Here is a 17,724-nt window from a genome sequence, read left to right on the forward strand (position 1 = left end):
CCATTCGCTCCTCAACAACGGAGAACACGCCATGGACACCCAGATGCTGATCGGCTCGCGCTTCGAAGCCGGAACCGAGGTCGAGGAGCACATCCTGAACCCGAAGACCGGCGCGAAGATCGTCGACCTGCCGGAGGCCTCCCATGCGCAGATCGACGCGGCGGTCGACGCCGCCGAAAAGGCCTTCGTCTCCTGGGCGACCACCACGCCCGCGGAACGCTCCGGCTATCTCCTGAAGATCGCCGACGCGATCGAGAAGGACGCCGATGCCTTCGCGGCTCTCGAAGCGCTCAATTGCGGCAAGCCGATCAACGCCGCCCGCAATGACGAGCTGCCGGCCATCGTCGACTGCTGGCGCTTCTTCGCCGGCGCCATCCGCTCGCTGAGCGCCCCGGTCGCCGCCGAATACCTGCCCGGCTTCACCTCGATGGTGCGCCGCGATCCCATCGGCATCGTCGGCTCGATCGCGCCGTGGAACTATCCGCTGATGATGATGGCCTGGAAGCTGGCGCCGGCGATTGCCGGGGGCAACACCGTCGTCTTCAAGCCTTCCGAGCAGACGCCGCTGACGGCGCTGAAGATGGCGAAGCTTTTGGCCGACATCCTGCCGGAAGGCGTGGTCAACATCGTGCTCGGGCGCGGCGAGACGGTCGGCAATGCGCTGATCAACCATCCGAAGATCAACATGGTCTCGATCACCGGCGATGTGGCGACCGGCAAGAAGGTGCTGGCGGCGGCGGCGAAGACCGTCAAGCGCACCCATCTGGAACTCGGCGGCAAGGCCCCGGTCGTCGTCTTCGACGATGCGGATCTGGACGCCGTCGTCTCGGGCATCCGCGCCTTCGGCTACTACAATGCCGGCCAGGACTGCACGGCCGCCTGCCGCATCTACGCCGAGGACGGCATCTACGAGAAGCTGGTCGCCGACCTCTCGGCCGCCGTCTCCACCATCAAGTACAACGACCCCGACGACACGCTGAACGAGATCGGCCCGCTGATCTCCAAGCGCCAGCGCGACCGGGTGGCAAGCTTCGTCGAGCGCGCCGCCGAGGTGAAGCACATCGAGATCACCACGGGCGGCCGCGCCGGCAGCGACGACGGCTACTTCTTCCAGCCGACGGTGGTGGCCGGCGCCACGCAGGACGACGAGATCGTGCGCCGCGAAGTGTTCGGCCCCGTCGTCTCCGTCACCCGCTTCTCCGAGGCGGACCAGGCCATCGCCTGGGCCAACGACAGCGACTACGGCCTCGCCTCCTCCGTCTGGACGAAGGACATCGGCAAGGCGATGAAGGCCGCCGCCCGCCTGCAATATGGCTGCACCTGGATCAACACGCACTTCATGCTGACGACGGAAATGCCGCATGGCGGCGTCAAGCAGTCGGGCTACGGCAAGGACATGTCGATCTACGCGCTGGAGGATTATACCGCCGTGCGCCATGTGATGGTCAGCCACGGCTGACCATGGGGCTGCCCCCTCTACCGTGCCGGGCAGCTCCCCACGAGGGCGGGCAATCGCAGATGGACTGCAATCGTCGCCGCGACTCCCTTCTCCCCCGCGGGGAGAAGGTGCCGGCAGGCGGATGAGGGGGAGGATCGGAGGCGTAAACGATCCGTCAGAGCCACCCCCTCATCCGACCCTTCGGGCCACCTTCTCCCCGCAGGGGAGAAGGGGATGCGGCATCGTCCTGCCCCATAGGCGATTGCCCGGCCCTCTGGGGGAGATGCCTGGCAGGCAGAGGAGTGCCCGCCTTTTGGGTACGGACGGGTGCCGGCTCCTTCCGGGAACATTTTCAGCCCTAACGCGTCTTTACTCCGACACAATCGGAGGCATCGCCATGCTGAAATGGGCACTCATCTTTCTCGTCATCTCGCTGATCGCCGGCTTTCTCGGCTTCTCCGGCGTCTCCGCCGCAACAGCGACGATCGCCAAGGTGCTCTTCGCCATCGCCCTCGTCATCTTCCTGATTTTCCTTGTGCTTGCACTGATGGCCGGTAGTCTCGCCTTCTGAGTGCAGACCGTCCACAGCCTGTGTTGCTTCCCGGCAACACAGGCTAAATCCTGATGTTTCTAGTCATATAATTCGTTGCAGCAGATGAAATCCTGATAAAAACGGTCACGTTATCGATCCGCTTCCTCAGAAAGTCACCTGCATGCACACGTCCTCCCGCACGATGTTCCGCCTGGCGCTCGCCGGCACGTCCCTCCTCACGCTCGCCTCGGTCGCCCTTGCGCAGGACCAGGGGACGACGACGGCGGGCGGCGCGACCGTGCTCGAGGACATCGTCGTCGACGGCGGCAGCGGCGGCGTCATCACGGCGGACGGCTATGTCGGCAAGAGCAGCGCGACGGGCGCCAAGGTCGACACGCCCTTCATCCAGACGCCGCAGTCGATCTCCTCGGTCACGCAGCAGCAGCTGGAAGACCGCAACCCGCAGACCCTGCTCGACACGCTCGCCTATACGCCCGGCACCCGTATCGGCGGCTACGGCTTCGACCCGCGCTTCGACTCGTTTACCGTGCGCGGCTTCGACGTGACCTATACGGGCGTCTTCCGCGACAACCTGCGCCAGCCGGGCGCCGGCTCCTCGCTGTTCAAGACGGAACCCTATGGCCTGGAAGGCGTCTCGATCCTGCGCGGCCCGTCTTCCGCGCTCTACGGTGCCTCCGGCGCCGGCGGCCTCTACAACCTCATCAGCAAGCGCCCGACGGAAGAGGCGCTGCGCGAGATCCAGCTGCAATATGGCAGCCACGACCGCTACCAGGGCCAGTTCGACCTTTCCGGCCCGATCAACGAGGAAGATCCGGTCTACTATCGCCTGACCGGCCTGCTGCGCAGCGCCGATACCGAGCAGGTCGGCGTTCCCGACGACCGCGCCTACATCGCGCCGGCCTTCACCTGGAAGCCGGACGAGGACACCAAGCTGACCATCCTCGGCGAATATTCCCGCACCAAGACGGGCGGCACGGCGGCCTATTACTACGATCCGATCACCGGCAAGGTCAGCGACTTCTTCGCCGGCAACCCGGCCTTCAACGATTCCGTGCAGAACCAGGGCCGCATCGGCTACGAGTTCGAGCATCGCCTGAACGAGGTCTTTACCTTCCGCCAGAACGCCCGCGCCTCCTGGCTCAACATCGACGCCGACTGGGCCTTCGCCTACCAGCCGAACGCCGCCGACCCGACGCTGCTCGACAGCAGCGCCGGCTCGTTCGAAGAGTGGATGAACACCTATACGATCGACAACCAGCTCGAAGCGAAGTTCGAGACCGGCGCGCTGGAACACACGCTCCTGACCGGCATCGACTTCACCAAGATCTACTGGAAGTCGCTGAACGGCTACGGCGTGACGCCGCCGCTCGACACCACCGACCCGACGCGCGGCCGCCCGACGGACCCGATCGGCTTCCAGACCAAGAGCGTGCAGGACCAGTTCATCACCGGCATCTACCTGCAGGACCAGATCCGCTACGACGCGCTGACCTTCACGCTCGGCGGCCGCTACGACTGGGTCTCGACCGACACCGACAACACGGACCTCGCCTCCGGCGCGCTCGACACGATCAACCAGAGCGACCGCGCCTTCACCTGGCGCGCCGGCGTGACCTACGAAACCGAATGGGGCATCACCCCCTATGCCAGCTACTCGACGGCATTCTCGCCGAATGCCGGCGTGAACCTTGCCACCGGCAACCCGTTCAAGCCGACCGAGAGCGAACAGCAGGAAGTGGGCGTGAAGTACCTGCTGCCCGACAGCAACACGCTGCTGACCGCCGCGCTCTTCAACATCGACCAGACCAACGGCCTCTACTACGAGGTCGTCGACCTGCCGACCGGCCCGGCCAACATTCAGGTCCAGCGCGGCAAGCTGCGCTCGCGCGGCGTCGAGCTTGAAGCCTCCACCAGCCTCGACAACGGCCTGTCGCTGATCGCCTCCTATACCTATACCCAGGCGAAGATCATCGACGGCCCGGCCGGCACCGTCAACAACGACGTCTCCTCCGTGCCGCGCCACATGGCCTCGCTCTGGGCGCACTACACCATGCCGGAAGACGGCGCGCTGGCCGGCCTCGGCTTCGGCGCGGGCGTCCGCTTCACCGGCGAAAGCTACGGCGACGACGCCAACAGCATGAAGAACAAGGCGCGCGCCTTCGTCGATGCGTCGATCGACTACGACTTCGCCGCCATCGACAAGGACTTCGCCGGCCTGAAGCTGCAGGTCAACGCGACGAACCTCTTCGACCGCCAGGATGCCGTCTGCTCGGCCGGCTTCTGCTACCGAGACCAGGGCCGCACGGTCATCGGCAGCCTGAAATATTCCTGGTAAGCGCTTGACGGCGCCGTCCACCCACGATGGCGAGACCGCTTTCAGGCCGGACGGCCTGAAGGCGGTCTTTACCGGTGAGCACGCCTGGTGCGGCGAGAAGATGATGCTGTCTTCGGATCTCGACGGCGCCGTGCCGCTCGCCGACTTCCTCGCCGGGAACGGTTTTGCCGAGACGCTCGACCGCTATGCGGCAGGCCATGGCGACGTCGATCGCCGCGCCGCCGCCTCCTTCTGGTCGCTCTACTATTTCTCCGCGCTGACCATCCCCTATGTCGTGGCCCGCCGGGCCGAGATGACGCTGCCCGTCGCCGTCGAGGAGATGACCATCGCCATCGGCGAGGACGGCCTGCCGCGCGCCTTCGGCCTGCCGCACGAGGGCGACTGGAGCGAGGGCGACGACCTCGTCGACTTCGTCACGCCGCTGGTGGACTGCCACCTCTCCCGCGTCGTCGCCCTGTTCAGGGAGAAGACCGGTATCGCGCCGAAACTCGCCTGGAACAACGCCGCCGTCTATATCGACTATGCCTTCAACGCGACGGACCGTTCGCCGCCCGCGGGCGACGACCACTGGCCGTCCCGCCCCCTCTTCGATTGCCCGCGGCTGGCCGATGGCAGCCGCAATCCCTTCCATGGATGCCTGCGCCACGAGCTGGAAGCGGGCGCCGTCCACTGTCGCCGCAAGGTCTGCTGCCTGCGCTACATGCTGCCCGGCATTCCGGGCTGCGGCGAGCTGTGCGCCCTGCCGGAGCTGAGAAAACAATGACCCTGCGCCTTTCCGCCTTCATCGCCGCCGCCTTCCTGCTCCTGGGCGCGCTCGCCGCCCGCGCCGAGGTGGCCTATCCGCTGACCGTCAAGGACGCCTTGGGCCGCGAGATCACCATTCCCGCCGAACCGAAGGCGGTGCTGCTCGGCAGCGGCTTCAACCTGGTCGCGCTCTCGCTGGTTCATCCCGACCCGGTCGGCATCCTGGCCGGCTGGGCGAGCGACATGAAGGGCGACAATCCGGAGATCTATGCCCGCTTCAAGGACAGGTTCCCGAAGATCGAGGACGTGCCGATCATCGGCGACGGCATCACCGTCTCGTTCGAGGCCGCGCTCTCGCTGCAGGCGGATCTGGCCATCCTCGCCAACTGGCAGGCCGACACGGACCTCGGCAAGCAGGCGATCGACTATCTGGAGAGAAGCGGCGTCCCCGTCGTCGTGGTCGATTTCAACAGCGACGCGCTGAACAACACCGCGGACAACATGCGCCTCCTCGGCAAGGTGCTGAACCGGGAGGAGCAGGCGAACGCCTTCGCCGATTTCTACGAGGAACGGGTCAAGCGCATCCGCGACCGGGTGGCCGCGCACAAGGAGCCCGGCCCGACCGTGCTGATGGATGCCTTCCCGAACCCGGAAAAGTGCTGCTACGCCTACGGCACCGGCGGGCTCGGCGCCTTCATCGCCATCACCGGCAGCCGCAACATCGCCGAAAGCCTGCCGGCGCAGGGCGGCATCGTCAGCTCGGAATTCATCGTCGCGGCCGATCCCGACGTCTATATCGCAACCGCCTCGCCGGGCGGCACCTACAGCACCTTCTCGGTCGGCCCCGGCGTTGCGCCGGAGGAGGCACGCGAGACATTGGCGCGCGCCGTTTCCGGCCCGTTCCTCAAGAACCTCAAGGCGGTGAAGGAGGAGCGCGTGCACGGCCTGTGGAATTTCTTCAACGCCGTGCCGCTGAACATCCTCGCCGCCGAAGCCTTCGCCCAATGGCTGCGCCCCGACATTTTCGCCGACATCGACCCGGACGCGACGCTGAAGGAAATCAACACGCGCTTCGCCGCCGTGCCCTTCGACGGCGCCTATTGGATCAGTCTCAAGGCAAAGTGAGGGGACCGGCCTTCCGGTCCCTTCTTCCGCAGGCTATACCATGCCCAGGAGGACCTGAATGATCTGGGCATTCGCAGTCGCGGCAGCGGCCATACTCTATCTCGCACTGCGCTTCCGGCGCTTCCAAAGCTGGGTCGAACCCGTCCTCACCATCGTGGTGGCCATCGGCCTTGCAAGCGCGCTTCTCATCTGGTTCGTCGAGGATCGCACGCCCTCCGGCACCGCCGCCACACCGAACGCCACCGTCCAGGCGCTCTCCGCGGACGGGGTGGAACTATCCGAGATGCAGGCCGGCGCCGGCCAGACGAAGACGAGCTTTCGCGTGACCGGCCGCATCGCCAACAAGGGCAGCCAGCCGATGCAGTCCTTCCGCCTCGATGTCGTGCTGTCCGATTGCCCCAGCGGCACCTGCCGCGAGGTCGGCCGCGACAGCGCGCTGATCGTGCTGCGCGTGCTGCCGGGTGAAAGCCAGCCCTTCTCCACCTTCGCCGTCTTCCCCGGCATAGACCTCAACCCCGTCACCGCCCCCGAATGGGATTTCGGCGTGCGCGAGGTGAGGGCCGCGACCCGCTAAAGCATTTCCGCTTTTCTTCGAATCGCGAAAACGCTCTATCTGTTTGTTTACGCAATTCCGGACGCAAAACCGCTACGCACTTTTGCTGGAATTGCTCCAGAGGCCAGCCACGATCTCTGCCGTTCGCAGCACCGTCGCGAATTCGTGGCGCAGCGTCGCGACATGGGCGCGGTGCACGTCGCGGGCGGCGATCGTCCCGCCCTCCCCGTCCGGCAGGTCGAAGCAGTCGCAGGCGTCCTCGATGAGGACCACCCTGTAGCCGAGGTTCGCCCCGACGCGCACGCTGGTCGACACGCACATATCCGTGGACACGCCGAACAGCACGACCGTATCGGCCCCAAGACGGCGCAGGCGCAGGTCGAGATCCGTGCCGATGAAGGCGGCGTTGACGCTCTTCGTCACCAGCGGCTCGCCTTCCCGCGGCGCAAAGCCCGGGCGGAACGCGTTGCCCGGCACCTCCGGCCGCAGGGTGGAGCCGGGCTCGACGCTGTCGTGCCGCACATGGATGATCGGCCGCCGCGCGGCCCGCCAGGCGGCAAGGAGCGCAAGGCCGTTCTCGTCCAGCCTTTCGTTCCAGCGCCGCGGCCAGGGCGCGGCGTCGAAGGCCTGCTGCATGTCGATCGGGATCAGGACGGCGTTTTCCGGCAGGGTCGGCATCGGTCTCTCCTTGAAGCGATGGCCGACGAATAGTTGCTTTTCCGTCCGGTTTCGCGCAGCAAGAAGGCAGCGCGCCGGACGTTCATCCGGCAACGGGGAGATTTTCCGGATGAACGAACTGGACGACAAGGACAGGCTGCTGCTCGCCGCGCTCCGCGCCGATGCCCGGCAGAGCCTGGTGGAGCTTGCGCGCCATGCGGGGCTGTCGCGGAGCGCCGTGCACGAGCGCATCCGGCGGCTGGAGGCGAGAGGCGTGATCGCGGGTTATACGGTCAAGCTCGGCATCGACCGGGAACGGCCGGGCGTCGAGGCGCTGATCGCCGTCAGCTTCCAGCAGGGCCGCAACTGCGATCACATCGTGCCGCATCTCACCGGCATTCCGAACGTCGTGACCTGCTGGTCGCTCGCCGGGCCGACGGACCTGATGCTGCTCGTCGAATGCGCCTCGAACGGCGAGCTCGACACCGTGCGCCGCCAGATCGCCACGACGCCGGGCATCGCGAGCGTGCAGACGCATGTGTCGCTGCGCACCCATTTCGATCGACGGAGCTGACTTTCAGCCGAAAGGCGTCAGAAGTAGATCTTGAACTTCTCCCGCACCGCCCGGTCCGTCGTAAAATCGAAGAGCGGGCCGCCGGCTTCGGAAAGAATGCGGTTCTTGCGCTCGATCGCCTTCTGCACGAGGTCCGGCCGGCCGATCTCGGCCCATTCCTTCGGGCTCGTGCGGTCGGCGACGGCGGGATAGACATACTCCGTCTGCATCAGCGACAGGGTCTGCGGGTCGCCGAGATAGTGGCCCGGCCCATCGAGGCAGACGGAACGCATGGTCTCCAGCGAGACGGAATCCTCCGTGACGTCGATGCCGCGCACGCAGCGCTGCACCTGGCCGAGAAGATCATCGCCGAGAACGAGGCTTTCCAGGCAGAAGCCGAGCAGCGAGGCATGCATGCCGACCGCCTCATAGACCATGTTGAGGCCGGACAGACCCGCCATGACGTTGGAGATCGCCTGCTCCCAGCCGGCCTGCATGTCCGGCAGCTTGGAATCGGCGATGCCCGCGGCCGCGCCGCCTGGAAGCCGGTAGAACTGGTGCATCTGCGCGCAGCCCGCCGTCAGCAGCGCCTGCTCGCCCGAACCGCCCGACATGGCGCCCGTCCTGAGGTCCGACACGAAGGGCCAGGTGCCGAAGATCGCCGGATGGCCGGGCGCCATGGCATTGACATAGACGACGCCCGCAAGGCACTCGGCGACAGCCTGCACGATGGCGGTGGCAAGCGGCGCCGGCGCCGTCGCGCCGGCCTGCCCGGCCGACAGCAGCAGGATCGGCATGCCGGCCCGGATGCAGGCCTCCATGGTGATGCAGCTTTCCTCCGCGAACTTCATCGGCGGCACGACGAAGCAGTTGGAATTCGACACGAAGGGCCGTGCCCGCCACTTGTCCTCGCCGCCCGCCATCATGTGGATGAGGTCGAAGCAGCCGGCGACATGCGAGGGATCGGAGAAGCTGGTGCCGACATGTTTCGACGTGCCGGCGCAGCAGCCGTAGAGCGTGTTGATGTCCATCAGGAAATTGTCGGCAACGTCGCGGCAGACCATCGCCCGCTGGAAGAAATGCACATTGTCGAGGTGATGGACGAGCTGGGCGGCGTTGAAGAGGTCCTTCGCCGTCGATTCCCTATATTCCCGCTTCTCCACGTCGACGATATGCACCGCCGCGCCCGCCGTGCCGTAATAGACGCGGGTCCCGGTGAGTTCGAGGTCGTATTTCGGATCGCGGCCATGGAGCGTGATGTCGCGCGCGGCAAGCGCCAGCATGTCCTCCACCAGCGCGCGCGGAAAGCGCAGGCGCCCGTCCTCGCCGAGGATGGCGCCGGCCCCGGTCATGATCTCGACGCCGGATTTCGGCGCATTGGCGAGGCCGATATTCTCCAGCGCATCCAGCGCCGCCTCGTGGATGCGGCGCACGCCCGCCTCCGTCAGCGGCTTGTACTGGCCGCCGGGAAGGCCCGGCCGCACCGGCCGGACATTTTCCGCCAGCGGCGCGGCGCGCATGGCGACCCGTGCCGCACGCCCGCCGGACCGCCGGGACAAAACTGCCTGTTCACTCATGACCCGTCTCCCCCGCACCGGCGGCAAGCATTCTGTTGATGAGGTCCCCCGACGCCGCGGCGGACAATTTCGCGAAACTGCCATCCTTCAGGATGGCGTCCATCTGCTCGGCGATCGCGGCGTGGGTGACGCGGGCGATCATCGAGCCGAGCGAGATGCGCCGCACGCCGAGCGCGGCGAAATCCGGCACGGTGAGCTGGCGCAGCGGCCCCGCGGCAAGCCCGTTCACCGGCACCCCGACCGATTGCACGACACGCCTCAGCTCCTCCGGCCCCGGCGGCACCGGCACATAGACGAGGTCCGCGCCCGCCCTCTCGAAGGCCTGGATGCGCCGGATCGCCTCGTCGAGGTCGTAGACACCGTTCATCACGCCATCGGCCCTGGCGCAGAGAATGAAGGGATGGCCGAGCGAACGGGCGGCATCGGCGGCGGCACGGATGCGCTCCACGGCAAGATCGAAGGCATAGGCCGGGTTGCCCTCGACCATCCGCGTATCCTCGATCGAGCAGCCGGAAAGCCCGACCTCGGCGGCGAGCCGGATCGTCTCGGCAACGTCGTCCGGCGCATCGGCAAAACCGTTCTCGAAATCGCCCGAGACCGGCAGCGGCGTGGCGCGCACGATATCCTCCGCATGCCGCAGCGCCTCATCGCGCGTCACGCGGCCCATGTCGGGCCGCCCCAGCGTGAAGGCGAAGCCGGCGGAGGTGGTGGCGAGCGCCACGGCGCCCGACGCTGCCATCATGCGGGCGGAGCCCATGTCCCACGGATTGGGAATGACGAAGCAGCCCGACTGGTGCAGGGCATGAAAACGCCGGTGGCGTTCGGCAAGGTTGCTCACGCGCGGACCCTCTCGGCTTTCGGATCGTACATGGGCACGAGCGAGGCCTCGGCCTTCACCCGCACGCCGGCGATCTCGATCTCGTAGTTGGAGGCCAGCACATCCGCCTCGCTCTCGCCGGCGCACGGCACGTAGCCCATGCCGATCGCGCCGCCGAGATAATGGCCATAATTGCCCGAGGTGACGGTCGAGACGATCCTGCCATCGCGCACCAGCGCCTCGTTGTGGAAGAGCAGCGGCTCGGGATCGGTCAGCCTGAACTGCACCATGCGGCGCTTCAGCCCCGCTTCCTCCTTGCGCAGCACCGCGTCGCGGCCGATGAACTCGCCCTTCCTCGTGCGCACGGCAAAGCCGAGGCCGGCTTCCAGCACATGGTCCTCGTCGGTGATGTCATGGCCGAAATGGCGGAAGGCCTTCTCGATGCGGCAGCTGTCGAGCGTGTGCAGGCCGCAGAGTTTCAGGCCGATATCCGCCCCCGCGGCCTCCAGCGCCTCGAAGACATGGGCCGCCTGGTCGGTGGAAACGTAAAGCTCCCAGCCGAGTTCGCCGACATAGGTGACGCGGTGCGCCCGGGCAAGACCCATGCCCACCTCGATCTGCCGCGCCGTGGCGAAGGGATGTGCCGCATTGGAAAAGTCGTTCGGGCTCACCTTCTGCATCAGCTCGCGCGCCTTCGGCCCCATGACGCAGAGCACGCTTTCGGCCGCCGTCACATCGGTGATGACGACGAACTCGTCGCGGAGGTGCTTGCGCAGCCAGGCAAGGTCCCGCTGCAGCGTCGCGCCGGGCACGACGAGGAAGAACGCCGTCTCGGAAAGGCGCGTCACCGTCAGGTCGCTCTCGATGCCGCCGCGCGCGTTGAGCATCTGCGTGTAGACGATCCGGCCGGGGGCGACGTCCATCTGGTTGGCGCAGAGGCGTTGCAGGAAGGCCAGCGCATCGCGGCCCTCCACGCGGATCTTGCCGAAGGAGGTCATGTCGAACAGGCCGACGCCATTGCGAACGGCGAGGTGCTCCTCGCGCTGGTTCTCGAACCAGTTCTGCCGCTTCCACGAATAGCGGTATTCCCGCTCCTGCCCCTCTTTCGCGAACCAGTTGGCGCGCTCCCAGCCCGCCACCTCGCCGAAGACCGCGCCCCGCGCCTTCAGATGCTCGTGCAGCGGCGAGCGGCGCACGCCGCGCGCCGTCGCCATCTGGCGATAGGGGAAGTGATCGGCATAGAGCAGACCGAGCGTTTCGGAAACGCGGTCCTTGAGATAGGCGCGGTTCTTCTGGAACGGCTGGGCGCGGCGGATATCCACCTCCCAGAGATCGAACGGCGCTTCGCCGTCGTTCATCCACTGGGCGAGCGCCATGCCGGCCCCGCCGGAGGAGACGATGCCGATGGAATTGTAGCCGGCGGCGACCCAGTAGCCCTTCAGCTCCGGCGCCTCGCCGAGATAGTAGCGGTCGTCGGGCGTAAAGCTCTCCGGGCCGTTGAAGAAGGTGTGGATGCCGGCCGTCTCCAGCATCGGCATGCGGTGGATCGCGTTTTCGAGGATCGGCTGGAAGTGGTCGAAATCCTCCGGAAGCTGGTCGAAGCAGAAGTCTTCCGAAATGCCGTCCATGCCCCAGGGCTTGGCCTTCAGTTCGAAGGCGCCGATCAGCATCTTGCCGGCGTCTTCCTTGTAATAGGTGCACTCGTCCGGCACGCGCAGAACAGGCAGCCTTTGCAGGTTCGGGATCGGCTCGGTGACGATGTAGAAATGCTCGCAGGCATGCAGCGGCAGGGTGACGCCCGACATGTCGGCCAGCGTGCGGCCCCACATGCCGGCGGCGTTGACGACATTCTCCGTCTCGATGGTGAACGTCTCGCCGTTCTGCTCGCAGGTAACGCCCGTCACGCGGCCGTCCTTCGTCAGCACCGAGGTCACCTTGACGCCTTCGAGGACGGTCGCGCCGTTCTGCCGCGCGCCCTTCGCCAAGGCCATGGCGATGTTCGCCGGGTCGCACTGGCCGTCGAGCGGCAGGTGCACGGCGGCCTTCACATCCGCCGTGTTGAGATGCGGATAGAGCGCCTTCACCTCCTCGACGGTGATCTCGCGCACGTCGATGTCGAAGGCGCGGGCGAGCGAGGCCTGACGATAGATCTCCTCCTTGCGCTCCTCCGTCAGCGCCACCGTCATCGAGCCGCACTGGCGCATGCCGGTGCCGATGCCCGTCTCGGCTTCGAGCTTGACGTAGAGGTCGGCGGAATATTTGGCGAGCCGCGTCATGTTCTGCGAGGCGCGCAGCTGGCCGATGAGGCCGGCGGCATGCCAGGTGGTGCCTGAGGTGAGCTGCTTGCGCTCCAGCAGCACCACGTCCGTCCAGCCGAGTTTTGCCAGGTGATAGGCGACCGAGCAGCCGGAGACGCCGCCGCCGATGATGACGGCTCTTGCCTTGGAAGGGATGGGCTTCGTCATGCGCGCAGTCTTTCATTGTTGGGGTCGAAGAGCGGGCCGTCGGGCTGGACGGTCGCCTTGAAGCGCTCGCCGTAGATTTCCACCTCGATCTCCGTGCCGGCCTGAGCGAGATCGGCCCGCAGCATGCCGAGCGCGATGGACCTGCCGGTGCGATAGCCCCAGTTGCCGGAGGTCGTCTCGCCAACCACTTTGCCGCCGTGCCAGAGCGTCGACATGTAGGGCGCGTCGCAGTCGCCGGCCTCGACGGTCAGCAGCACGAAGCGCTTGGTGACGCCCTGCTGCTTCTCCCGCTCCAGCGCCGCCTTGCCCTTGAAGGCGGGCTTGGTCCAGTCGACGAAGCGTTCGAGGCCGCCCTGCAGGATGGTGTAATCAGTCGAAAGATCGCCCTTCCAGGCGCGATAGCCCTTCTCGATGCGCAGGCTGTCGAGCGCCTCCATGCCGAAGGGCTTCAGGCCATGCTTCTGCCCCGCCGCCCAGACGGTATCGAAGATGACGGCCGTGTCGTCGACCTTGGTGTGGATTTCCCAGCCGAGTTCGCCGGCGAAGGAGACGCGCACCAGCTGGCACCAGCGGCCGGCGATCTCCACCGGCTGGTGGGTGAGCCAGGGCATGGTGAGGTCCGCCTTGCAGACATCGGCAAGGATGGCGCGGGAATTCGGGCCGGAGAGGATCTGGCACGAGAAATTCTCCGTGACGTCCTCCAGCGTGAAGACGGGATTTTCCGGCATGTGTTTCTGCAGCCACTCGAAATCGTGCCACTGCGCGGTCGCGGCGGTGATGAGGAAGAAGAAATCCTCGGCCAGCATCATGACGGACATTTCCGTGACGATGCGGCCCTTGTCGTCGGAAAAATAGGCAAGGCCGATGCGGCCGGGTTTCGGCACGCGGCCGGTGATCAGCAAGGAGAGCCAGGCCGTCGCGCCCTCCCCCTTCACGCGGAAGCGCGAGAAGCCGGGAAGGTCGAGGATGCCGGCGGCCTCGGTGACGGCGCGGCACTCCGCCTCGATGCGCGGCCGCCACGGGCCCTCGCGGTTCCAGGTCTGGGTCGCGGCCTCCGACGTGTCGTCGCCGTCCTGCACATACCAGCTGGCGCGCTCCCAGCCGTTATAGGGCTTGAACTGCGCGCCGAGCGCCGCGATACGATCGTGGATCGGCGAAAGCTTTTGGTTCCGCCCGGCCGGCCAGGCGTGCTTTGGAAAATGCATGGCATATTCGTGGCCGTAGACCTCCATGCCCTTGGCCACGCAATAGTCCTTGTCGGCGGCGAAGCTCGTGTAGCGGCGCGGGTCGCAGGACCACATGTCCCATTCCGTCTCGCCCTCCGTCACCCATTCGGCCAGCACCTTGCCGGCCCCACCGGCCTGGCAGATGCCGAAGGTGAAGACGCAGGCCTCATAGGCGTTCGGCACGCCGGGCATCGGGCCGAGCAATGGGTTGCCGTCCGGCGCATAGGGGATCGGGCCGTTGATCATGCGCGAGAGGCCCGCGGTGCCGAGGATCGGCACGCGCTCGACGGCGTCGTTGAGATACCATTCCAGCCGGTCGAGATCGTCCGGGAAGAGCTGGAAGGAGAAATCGTCCGGCATCGGATCGTCGGGCGCCGTCCAGTGCGCCTTGCAGTTCCGCTCGTAGGGGCCGAGATTCATGCCCGTCTTCTCCTGGCGGAGATAATAGGACGAATCCACGTCGCGCAGCAGCGGCAGCTTGTGGCCGGCCTCCTTCGACCAGGCGGCGAGCTCCGGGATTTCCTCGAACAGCATGTATTGATGGCTCATCACCATCATCGGCACGTCGCGGCCGAACCATTTGCCGACTTCCCGCGCATAATAGCCGGCGGCGTTGACGACCTTCTCGCAGCGGATCTCGCCCTGAGGCGTCGAGATCACCCATTCCTCGCCCTCGCGCCGCGCGCCGGTCGCCGGACAGAAGCGGAAGATCTTCGCGCCCATGTCGCGCGCGCCCTTGGCGAGCGCCTGCGTGAGCTGCGCCGGGTCGATGTCGCCGTCATAGGGATCGTAGAGCGCGCCGGTGAGGTCGTGCGTTTCGAGGAACGGGTATTTGCCGCGCATCTCGTCCGGCGAGAGGATGTCGAGGTCCATGCCCTGGTAGCGGCCCATGCCGACGACGCGCTTGAACTCCTGCAACCGCTCCTTCGAATGGCCGAGGCGGATCGAGCCGGTGACGTGGTAGTTCATCGGATAGTCGACCAGCGCGCCCAGCTCCCGGTAGAGCGCGGCGGAATAGCGCTGCATGTTCATGATCGACCAGGAGGAGGAGAAGGTCGGCACGTTGCCGGCGGCATGCCAGGTGGAGCCGGCGGTCAGCTCGTTCTTTTCCAGAAGCACGCAATCCGTCCACCCGGCCTTCGCCAGATGGTAGAGCGCCGACGCCCCGACGGCGCCTCCGCCGATGATGACGACACGGGCATGGCTTGGCAGTGCGGACATTCTCGTTCCCCTTCTTTGCCCCGGATTTGTGGCAACCAAAGCGACGCGCAGCAAGCGGTTGGATTTTGCTTTATTAATCGACTTTCTCGATTACACTTCCGCCGAACACTGGGAAAATCGGCGCATTCATGCAAATTGTCCTGATTGAGACATTCCTCGACCTGATGGAAACGCGCAATTTCAACCGCACGGCAGAGCGGCTGAACATCACGCAGTCGACGGTCACGCACCGCATCAACGCGCTGGAAGCGATGTTCGCGCGAAAGCTCTTCGCGCGCAACAAGGGCGGCACCCAGCCGACCGCGGCGGGCCTGCGCTTCCTCGATCACGCCAAGGCGCTGCAGCACCAGTGGCACGAGGCGGCGCGCGCAGTGGAAACGGCCGGCGCCTACGAGCGTTCCATGCGCATCGGCCTGCAGCATGACCTTGCCGCCCACTTCGCCGGCGACTGGCTGGCGGCGGTGCGCAGGGAGCTGCCAGCCACCTCGATCTATGTGGAGGTCGACTATTCCAACCAGATGAACCGCGACCTCGGCGCGGGCGACCTCGACCTTGCGATCCTCTTCACCCCGCACTACCTGCCGGACCTTGCCTATGAGCGCATCGGCGAGGTGCACTACGAGATGGTGAGCAACAGGGTGGCGCGAATCGAGGACGTCCGGCCGGAGGACTATATCCAGGCCGTCTATTCCCCCGCCTTCGACCGGCTGCACCGCGAGGCGTATCCGACCCTCTCGACCGCGCCGATCGCCAGCGGCGAGACGACGGCGGTCCTTGCCCTTTTGCAGAAGCTCGGCGGCTCCGCCTTCGTGATGACGCCCGATGCGAAGCGGCTGCTGCGCTCCGGCGCGGCAAGCCGCGTTACCGGCGCCGAGCCGATCGCGCAGGCCGTCTATGCCGCCACCAATGTGCGCACGCGCCATGCCCACCAGCACCGGCGCATCGTCGCCATCATGCAGGCCTTGCTCGCCGCGTGACGCCCGGCCATTGAAACGGCCCGCCGCTGCGCCTATGAACGGTCCGCCGACATTTGACGAAGGAGTTTCCATGGCCGCCCGTGACCGCTATTCGCGCAAGCTCGAATGCGCCATGTGCGGCAATTCCGGTTATGCCGAGGTCTCGGAAGACGACATGCCGAGCCGCAAGCACCCGGATTTCACCATCGATTCGCTGCCGCGCGGCTTCCTCACGGAACGCGCCTCGAAATATCCGGACAAGCACATGCTGCGCTGCCGCTGCGGCCATGTCTTCAAGTTCCAGCAGAAGACCGTCTACGCCGAGGGCGGCGAGCCGCGGCGGTAGTTTTTGCGGCATCCCGGCCCCCCTCTGCCCTGCCGGGCATCTCCCCGGCAAGCGGCAGGCGAATTGCATAGGCAGCACGCTGCTGCTTTCCCCTTCTCCCCCGCGGGGAGAAGGTGGCCCGAAGGGCCGGATGAGGGGGCTTGCACACCGTCTGACGTCTGCGCCACCCCCTCATCCCGCTGCCGCGACCTTCTCCCCGCGGGGGAGAAGGGGAAAGACGCGTCGCCTCATTCCATATGCAATTCGCCTGCCCTCAACGGGGGATACCCGGCAGAGCAGAGGGGGTACGCCGCAAGGCACGACAGGGAGCCGTTGCGCGCTTCCCTCTACCCGCGCCCGACGAAGGGCATGGTGGTCGCCATGACCGTCATGTTCAGCACATTGGCATCGAGCGGCAGGCTGGCCATGTAGACCACCGCGTCGGCGACGTGCTTGACCGACATGGTCGGCTCGGCGACCACATCGCCGTTCGGCTGGAGCACACCGGTGCTCATGCGCTTCGTCATGTCCGTCGCCGCATTGCCGATATCGATCTGGCCGCAGGCGATGTCGTATTTGCGCCCGTCGAGGGCGGTCGATTTGGTAAGGCCGGTGATGGCGTGCTTCGTCGCCGTATAGGGCGCGGAGTTCGGCCGCGGCGCGGTCGCGGAGATCGAGCCGTTGTTGATGATGCGCCCGCCGCGCGGGCTCTGGTCCTTCATCAGCCTGAAGGCCTGCTGGGTGCAGAGGAAGGCACCCGTCAGGTTCGCGGCGAGGATATTGCTCCACTCCTCGAAGGGAATGTCCTCCAGCAGCGCCGGGGAGACGTTGGAGCCGGCATTGTTGACCAGCACGTCGAGCCGGCCGAAAGCACGCCTGATCTCGGCAAAGACCGCGGCGACCTCGCCCGGATCGCCGACATTGCAGGCAATCGCGCGGACCGGATTGCCCGTTTCACCGGTGATGGCGGCGGCGGCCTCCTCCAGCACCGCGGCCCGGCGGCCGGTGACGACGACCGCATACCCCTCGGCGCTGAGACCCCGGGCGATGGCAAGGCCGATGCCCGTGCCGCCGCCCGTCACCAGCGCGAACTTGCCCATGCCGGTCCGGCCCCATTCGGTCATGTCGTCCTCCTCCTTTGACGCGTCCTTCCGGTTTGCTCGAAAAGCGCATCCGCTG

Annotated in this window: 15 protein-coding genes; 9 read left to right on the forward strand and 6 right to left on the reverse strand. The window is 66.4% G+C overall.

Annotated elements, in window-relative coordinates; translation table 11 throughout:
• Positions 1-31 precede the first annotated feature (31 nt).
• The 6 genes from AABF56_RS10780 (at position 32) to AABF56_RS10805 (ending at position 6,769) form a co-directional block, all read left to right on the forward strand.
• Entirely contained in the window at positions 32-1,459 is a 1,428-nt protein-coding gene (locus AABF56_RS10780; protein WP_272805912.1) for a gamma-aminobutyraldehyde dehydrogenase, read from the forward strand.
• A 376-nt stretch (positions 1,460-1,835) separates the two neighbouring features.
• The gene (locus AABF56_RS10785; RefSeq protein WP_244766861.1) at positions 1,836-2,009 is read left to right on the forward strand and encodes a DUF1328 domain-containing protein; all 174 of its coding nucleotides are present in this window, start codon (positions 1,836-1,838) and stop codon (positions 2,007-2,009) included.
• A 142-nt stretch (positions 2,010-2,151) separates the two neighbouring features.
• Positions 2,152-4,326, forward strand: coding sequence for a TonB-dependent siderophore receptor (locus tag AABF56_RS10790; RefSeq protein ID WP_244766862.1), 2,175 nt, complete (start codon positions 2,152-2,154; stop codon positions 4,324-4,326).
• Between the two features lie 100 nt (positions 4,327-4,426).
• Complete coding sequence (gene fhuF, locus AABF56_RS10795) at positions 4,427-5,089, forward strand: siderophore-iron reductase FhuF (protein WP_272807488.1); 663 nt, start codon at positions 4,427-4,429, stop codon at positions 5,087-5,089.
• Complete coding sequence (locus tag AABF56_RS10800) at positions 5,086-6,195, forward strand: ABC transporter substrate-binding protein (RefSeq protein WP_272805913.1); 1,110 nt, start codon at positions 5,086-5,088, stop codon at positions 6,193-6,195. The genes fhuF and AABF56_RS10800 overlap by 4 nt, the downstream gene beginning before the upstream one ends.
• Before the next feature lie 58 nt (positions 6,196-6,253).
• Positions 6,254-6,769, forward strand: coding sequence for a hypothetical protein (locus AABF56_RS10805; RefSeq protein WP_272805914.1), 516 nt, complete (start codon positions 6,254-6,256; stop codon positions 6,767-6,769).
• Between the two features lie 72 nt (positions 6,770-6,841).
• Here the strand turns inward: AABF56_RS10805 and AABF56_RS10810 are convergent, their stop codons facing one another.
• Positions 6,842-7,426 carry an isochorismatase family protein gene (locus tag AABF56_RS10810; protein WP_272805915.1) on the reverse strand — a complete coding sequence of 195 codons (585 nt, stop codon included), beginning with the start codon at positions 7,424-7,426 and terminating at the stop codon, positions 6,842-6,844.
• 109 nt (positions 7,427-7,535) lie between these two features.
• Between AABF56_RS10810 and AABF56_RS10815 the strand changes: the two genes are divergently transcribed.
• Entirely contained in the window at positions 7,536-7,979 is a 444-nt protein-coding gene (locus tag AABF56_RS10815; RefSeq protein ID WP_272805916.1) for an Lrp/AsnC family transcriptional regulator, read from the forward strand.
• Between the two features lie 17 nt (positions 7,980-7,996).
• On the opposite strand, the gene AABF56_RS10820 is transcribed toward AABF56_RS10815, so the two are convergent.
• The 4 genes from AABF56_RS10820 to AABF56_RS10835 are packed head-to-tail and all read right to left on the reverse strand — an operon-like array spanning position 7,997 to position 15,264.
• Positions 7,997-9,535, reverse strand: coding sequence for a trimethylamine methyltransferase family protein (locus AABF56_RS10820; protein ID WP_272805917.1), 1,539 nt, complete (start codon positions 9,533-9,535; stop codon positions 7,997-7,999).
• The gene (locus AABF56_RS10825; RefSeq protein ID WP_272805918.1) at positions 9,528-10,373 is read right to left on the reverse strand and encodes an isocitrate lyase/PEP mutase family protein; all 846 of its coding nucleotides are present in this window, start codon (positions 10,371-10,373) and stop codon (positions 9,528-9,530) included. The genes AABF56_RS10820 and AABF56_RS10825 overlap by 8 nt, the downstream gene beginning before the upstream one ends.
• A complete protein-coding gene (locus tag AABF56_RS10830) occupies positions 10,370-12,817 on the reverse strand; it encodes a GcvT family protein (protein WP_272805919.1) in 2,448 nt (815 codons plus the stop codon). Before AABF56_RS10830 ends, AABF56_RS10825 begins: the two co-directional genes overlap by 4 nt.
• Complete coding sequence (locus tag AABF56_RS10835; protein WP_272805920.1) at positions 12,814-15,264, reverse strand: GcvT family protein; 2,451 nt, start codon at positions 15,262-15,264, stop codon at positions 12,814-12,816. The genes AABF56_RS10830 and AABF56_RS10835 overlap by 4 nt, the downstream gene beginning before the upstream one ends.
• A 128-nt stretch (positions 15,265-15,392) precedes the next feature.
• Between AABF56_RS10835 and AABF56_RS10840 the strand changes: the two genes are divergently transcribed.
• Together AABF56_RS10840 and AABF56_RS10845 are read left to right on the forward strand one after the other, a co-directional pair.
• Positions 15,393-16,241 carry a LysR family transcriptional regulator gene (locus AABF56_RS10840; protein WP_272805921.1) on the forward strand — a complete coding sequence of 283 codons (849 nt, stop codon included), beginning with the start codon at positions 15,393-15,395 and terminating at the stop codon, positions 16,239-16,241.
• A gap of 70 nt (positions 16,242-16,311) precedes the next feature.
• Positions 16,312-16,566, forward strand: coding sequence for a hypothetical protein (locus AABF56_RS10845; protein ID WP_064330653.1), 255 nt, complete (start codon positions 16,312-16,314; stop codon positions 16,564-16,566).
• 326 nt (positions 16,567-16,892) lie between these two features.
• Here AABF56_RS10845 and AABF56_RS10850 read toward each other — a convergent pair whose 3' ends face one another.
• Positions 16,893-17,669: an SDR family oxidoreductase gene (locus AABF56_RS10850; protein ID WP_272805922.1), complete on the reverse strand. Its 777-nt coding sequence runs from the start codon at positions 17,667-17,669 to the stop codon at positions 16,893-16,895.
• Positions 17,670-17,724 lie beyond the last annotated feature (55 nt).

It is taken from the genome of Shinella sp. WSC3-e (assembly GCF_945994535.1).
Taxonomy (GTDB): domain Bacteria; phylum Pseudomonadota; class Alphaproteobacteria; order Rhizobiales; family Rhizobiaceae; genus Shinella; species Shinella yambaruensis.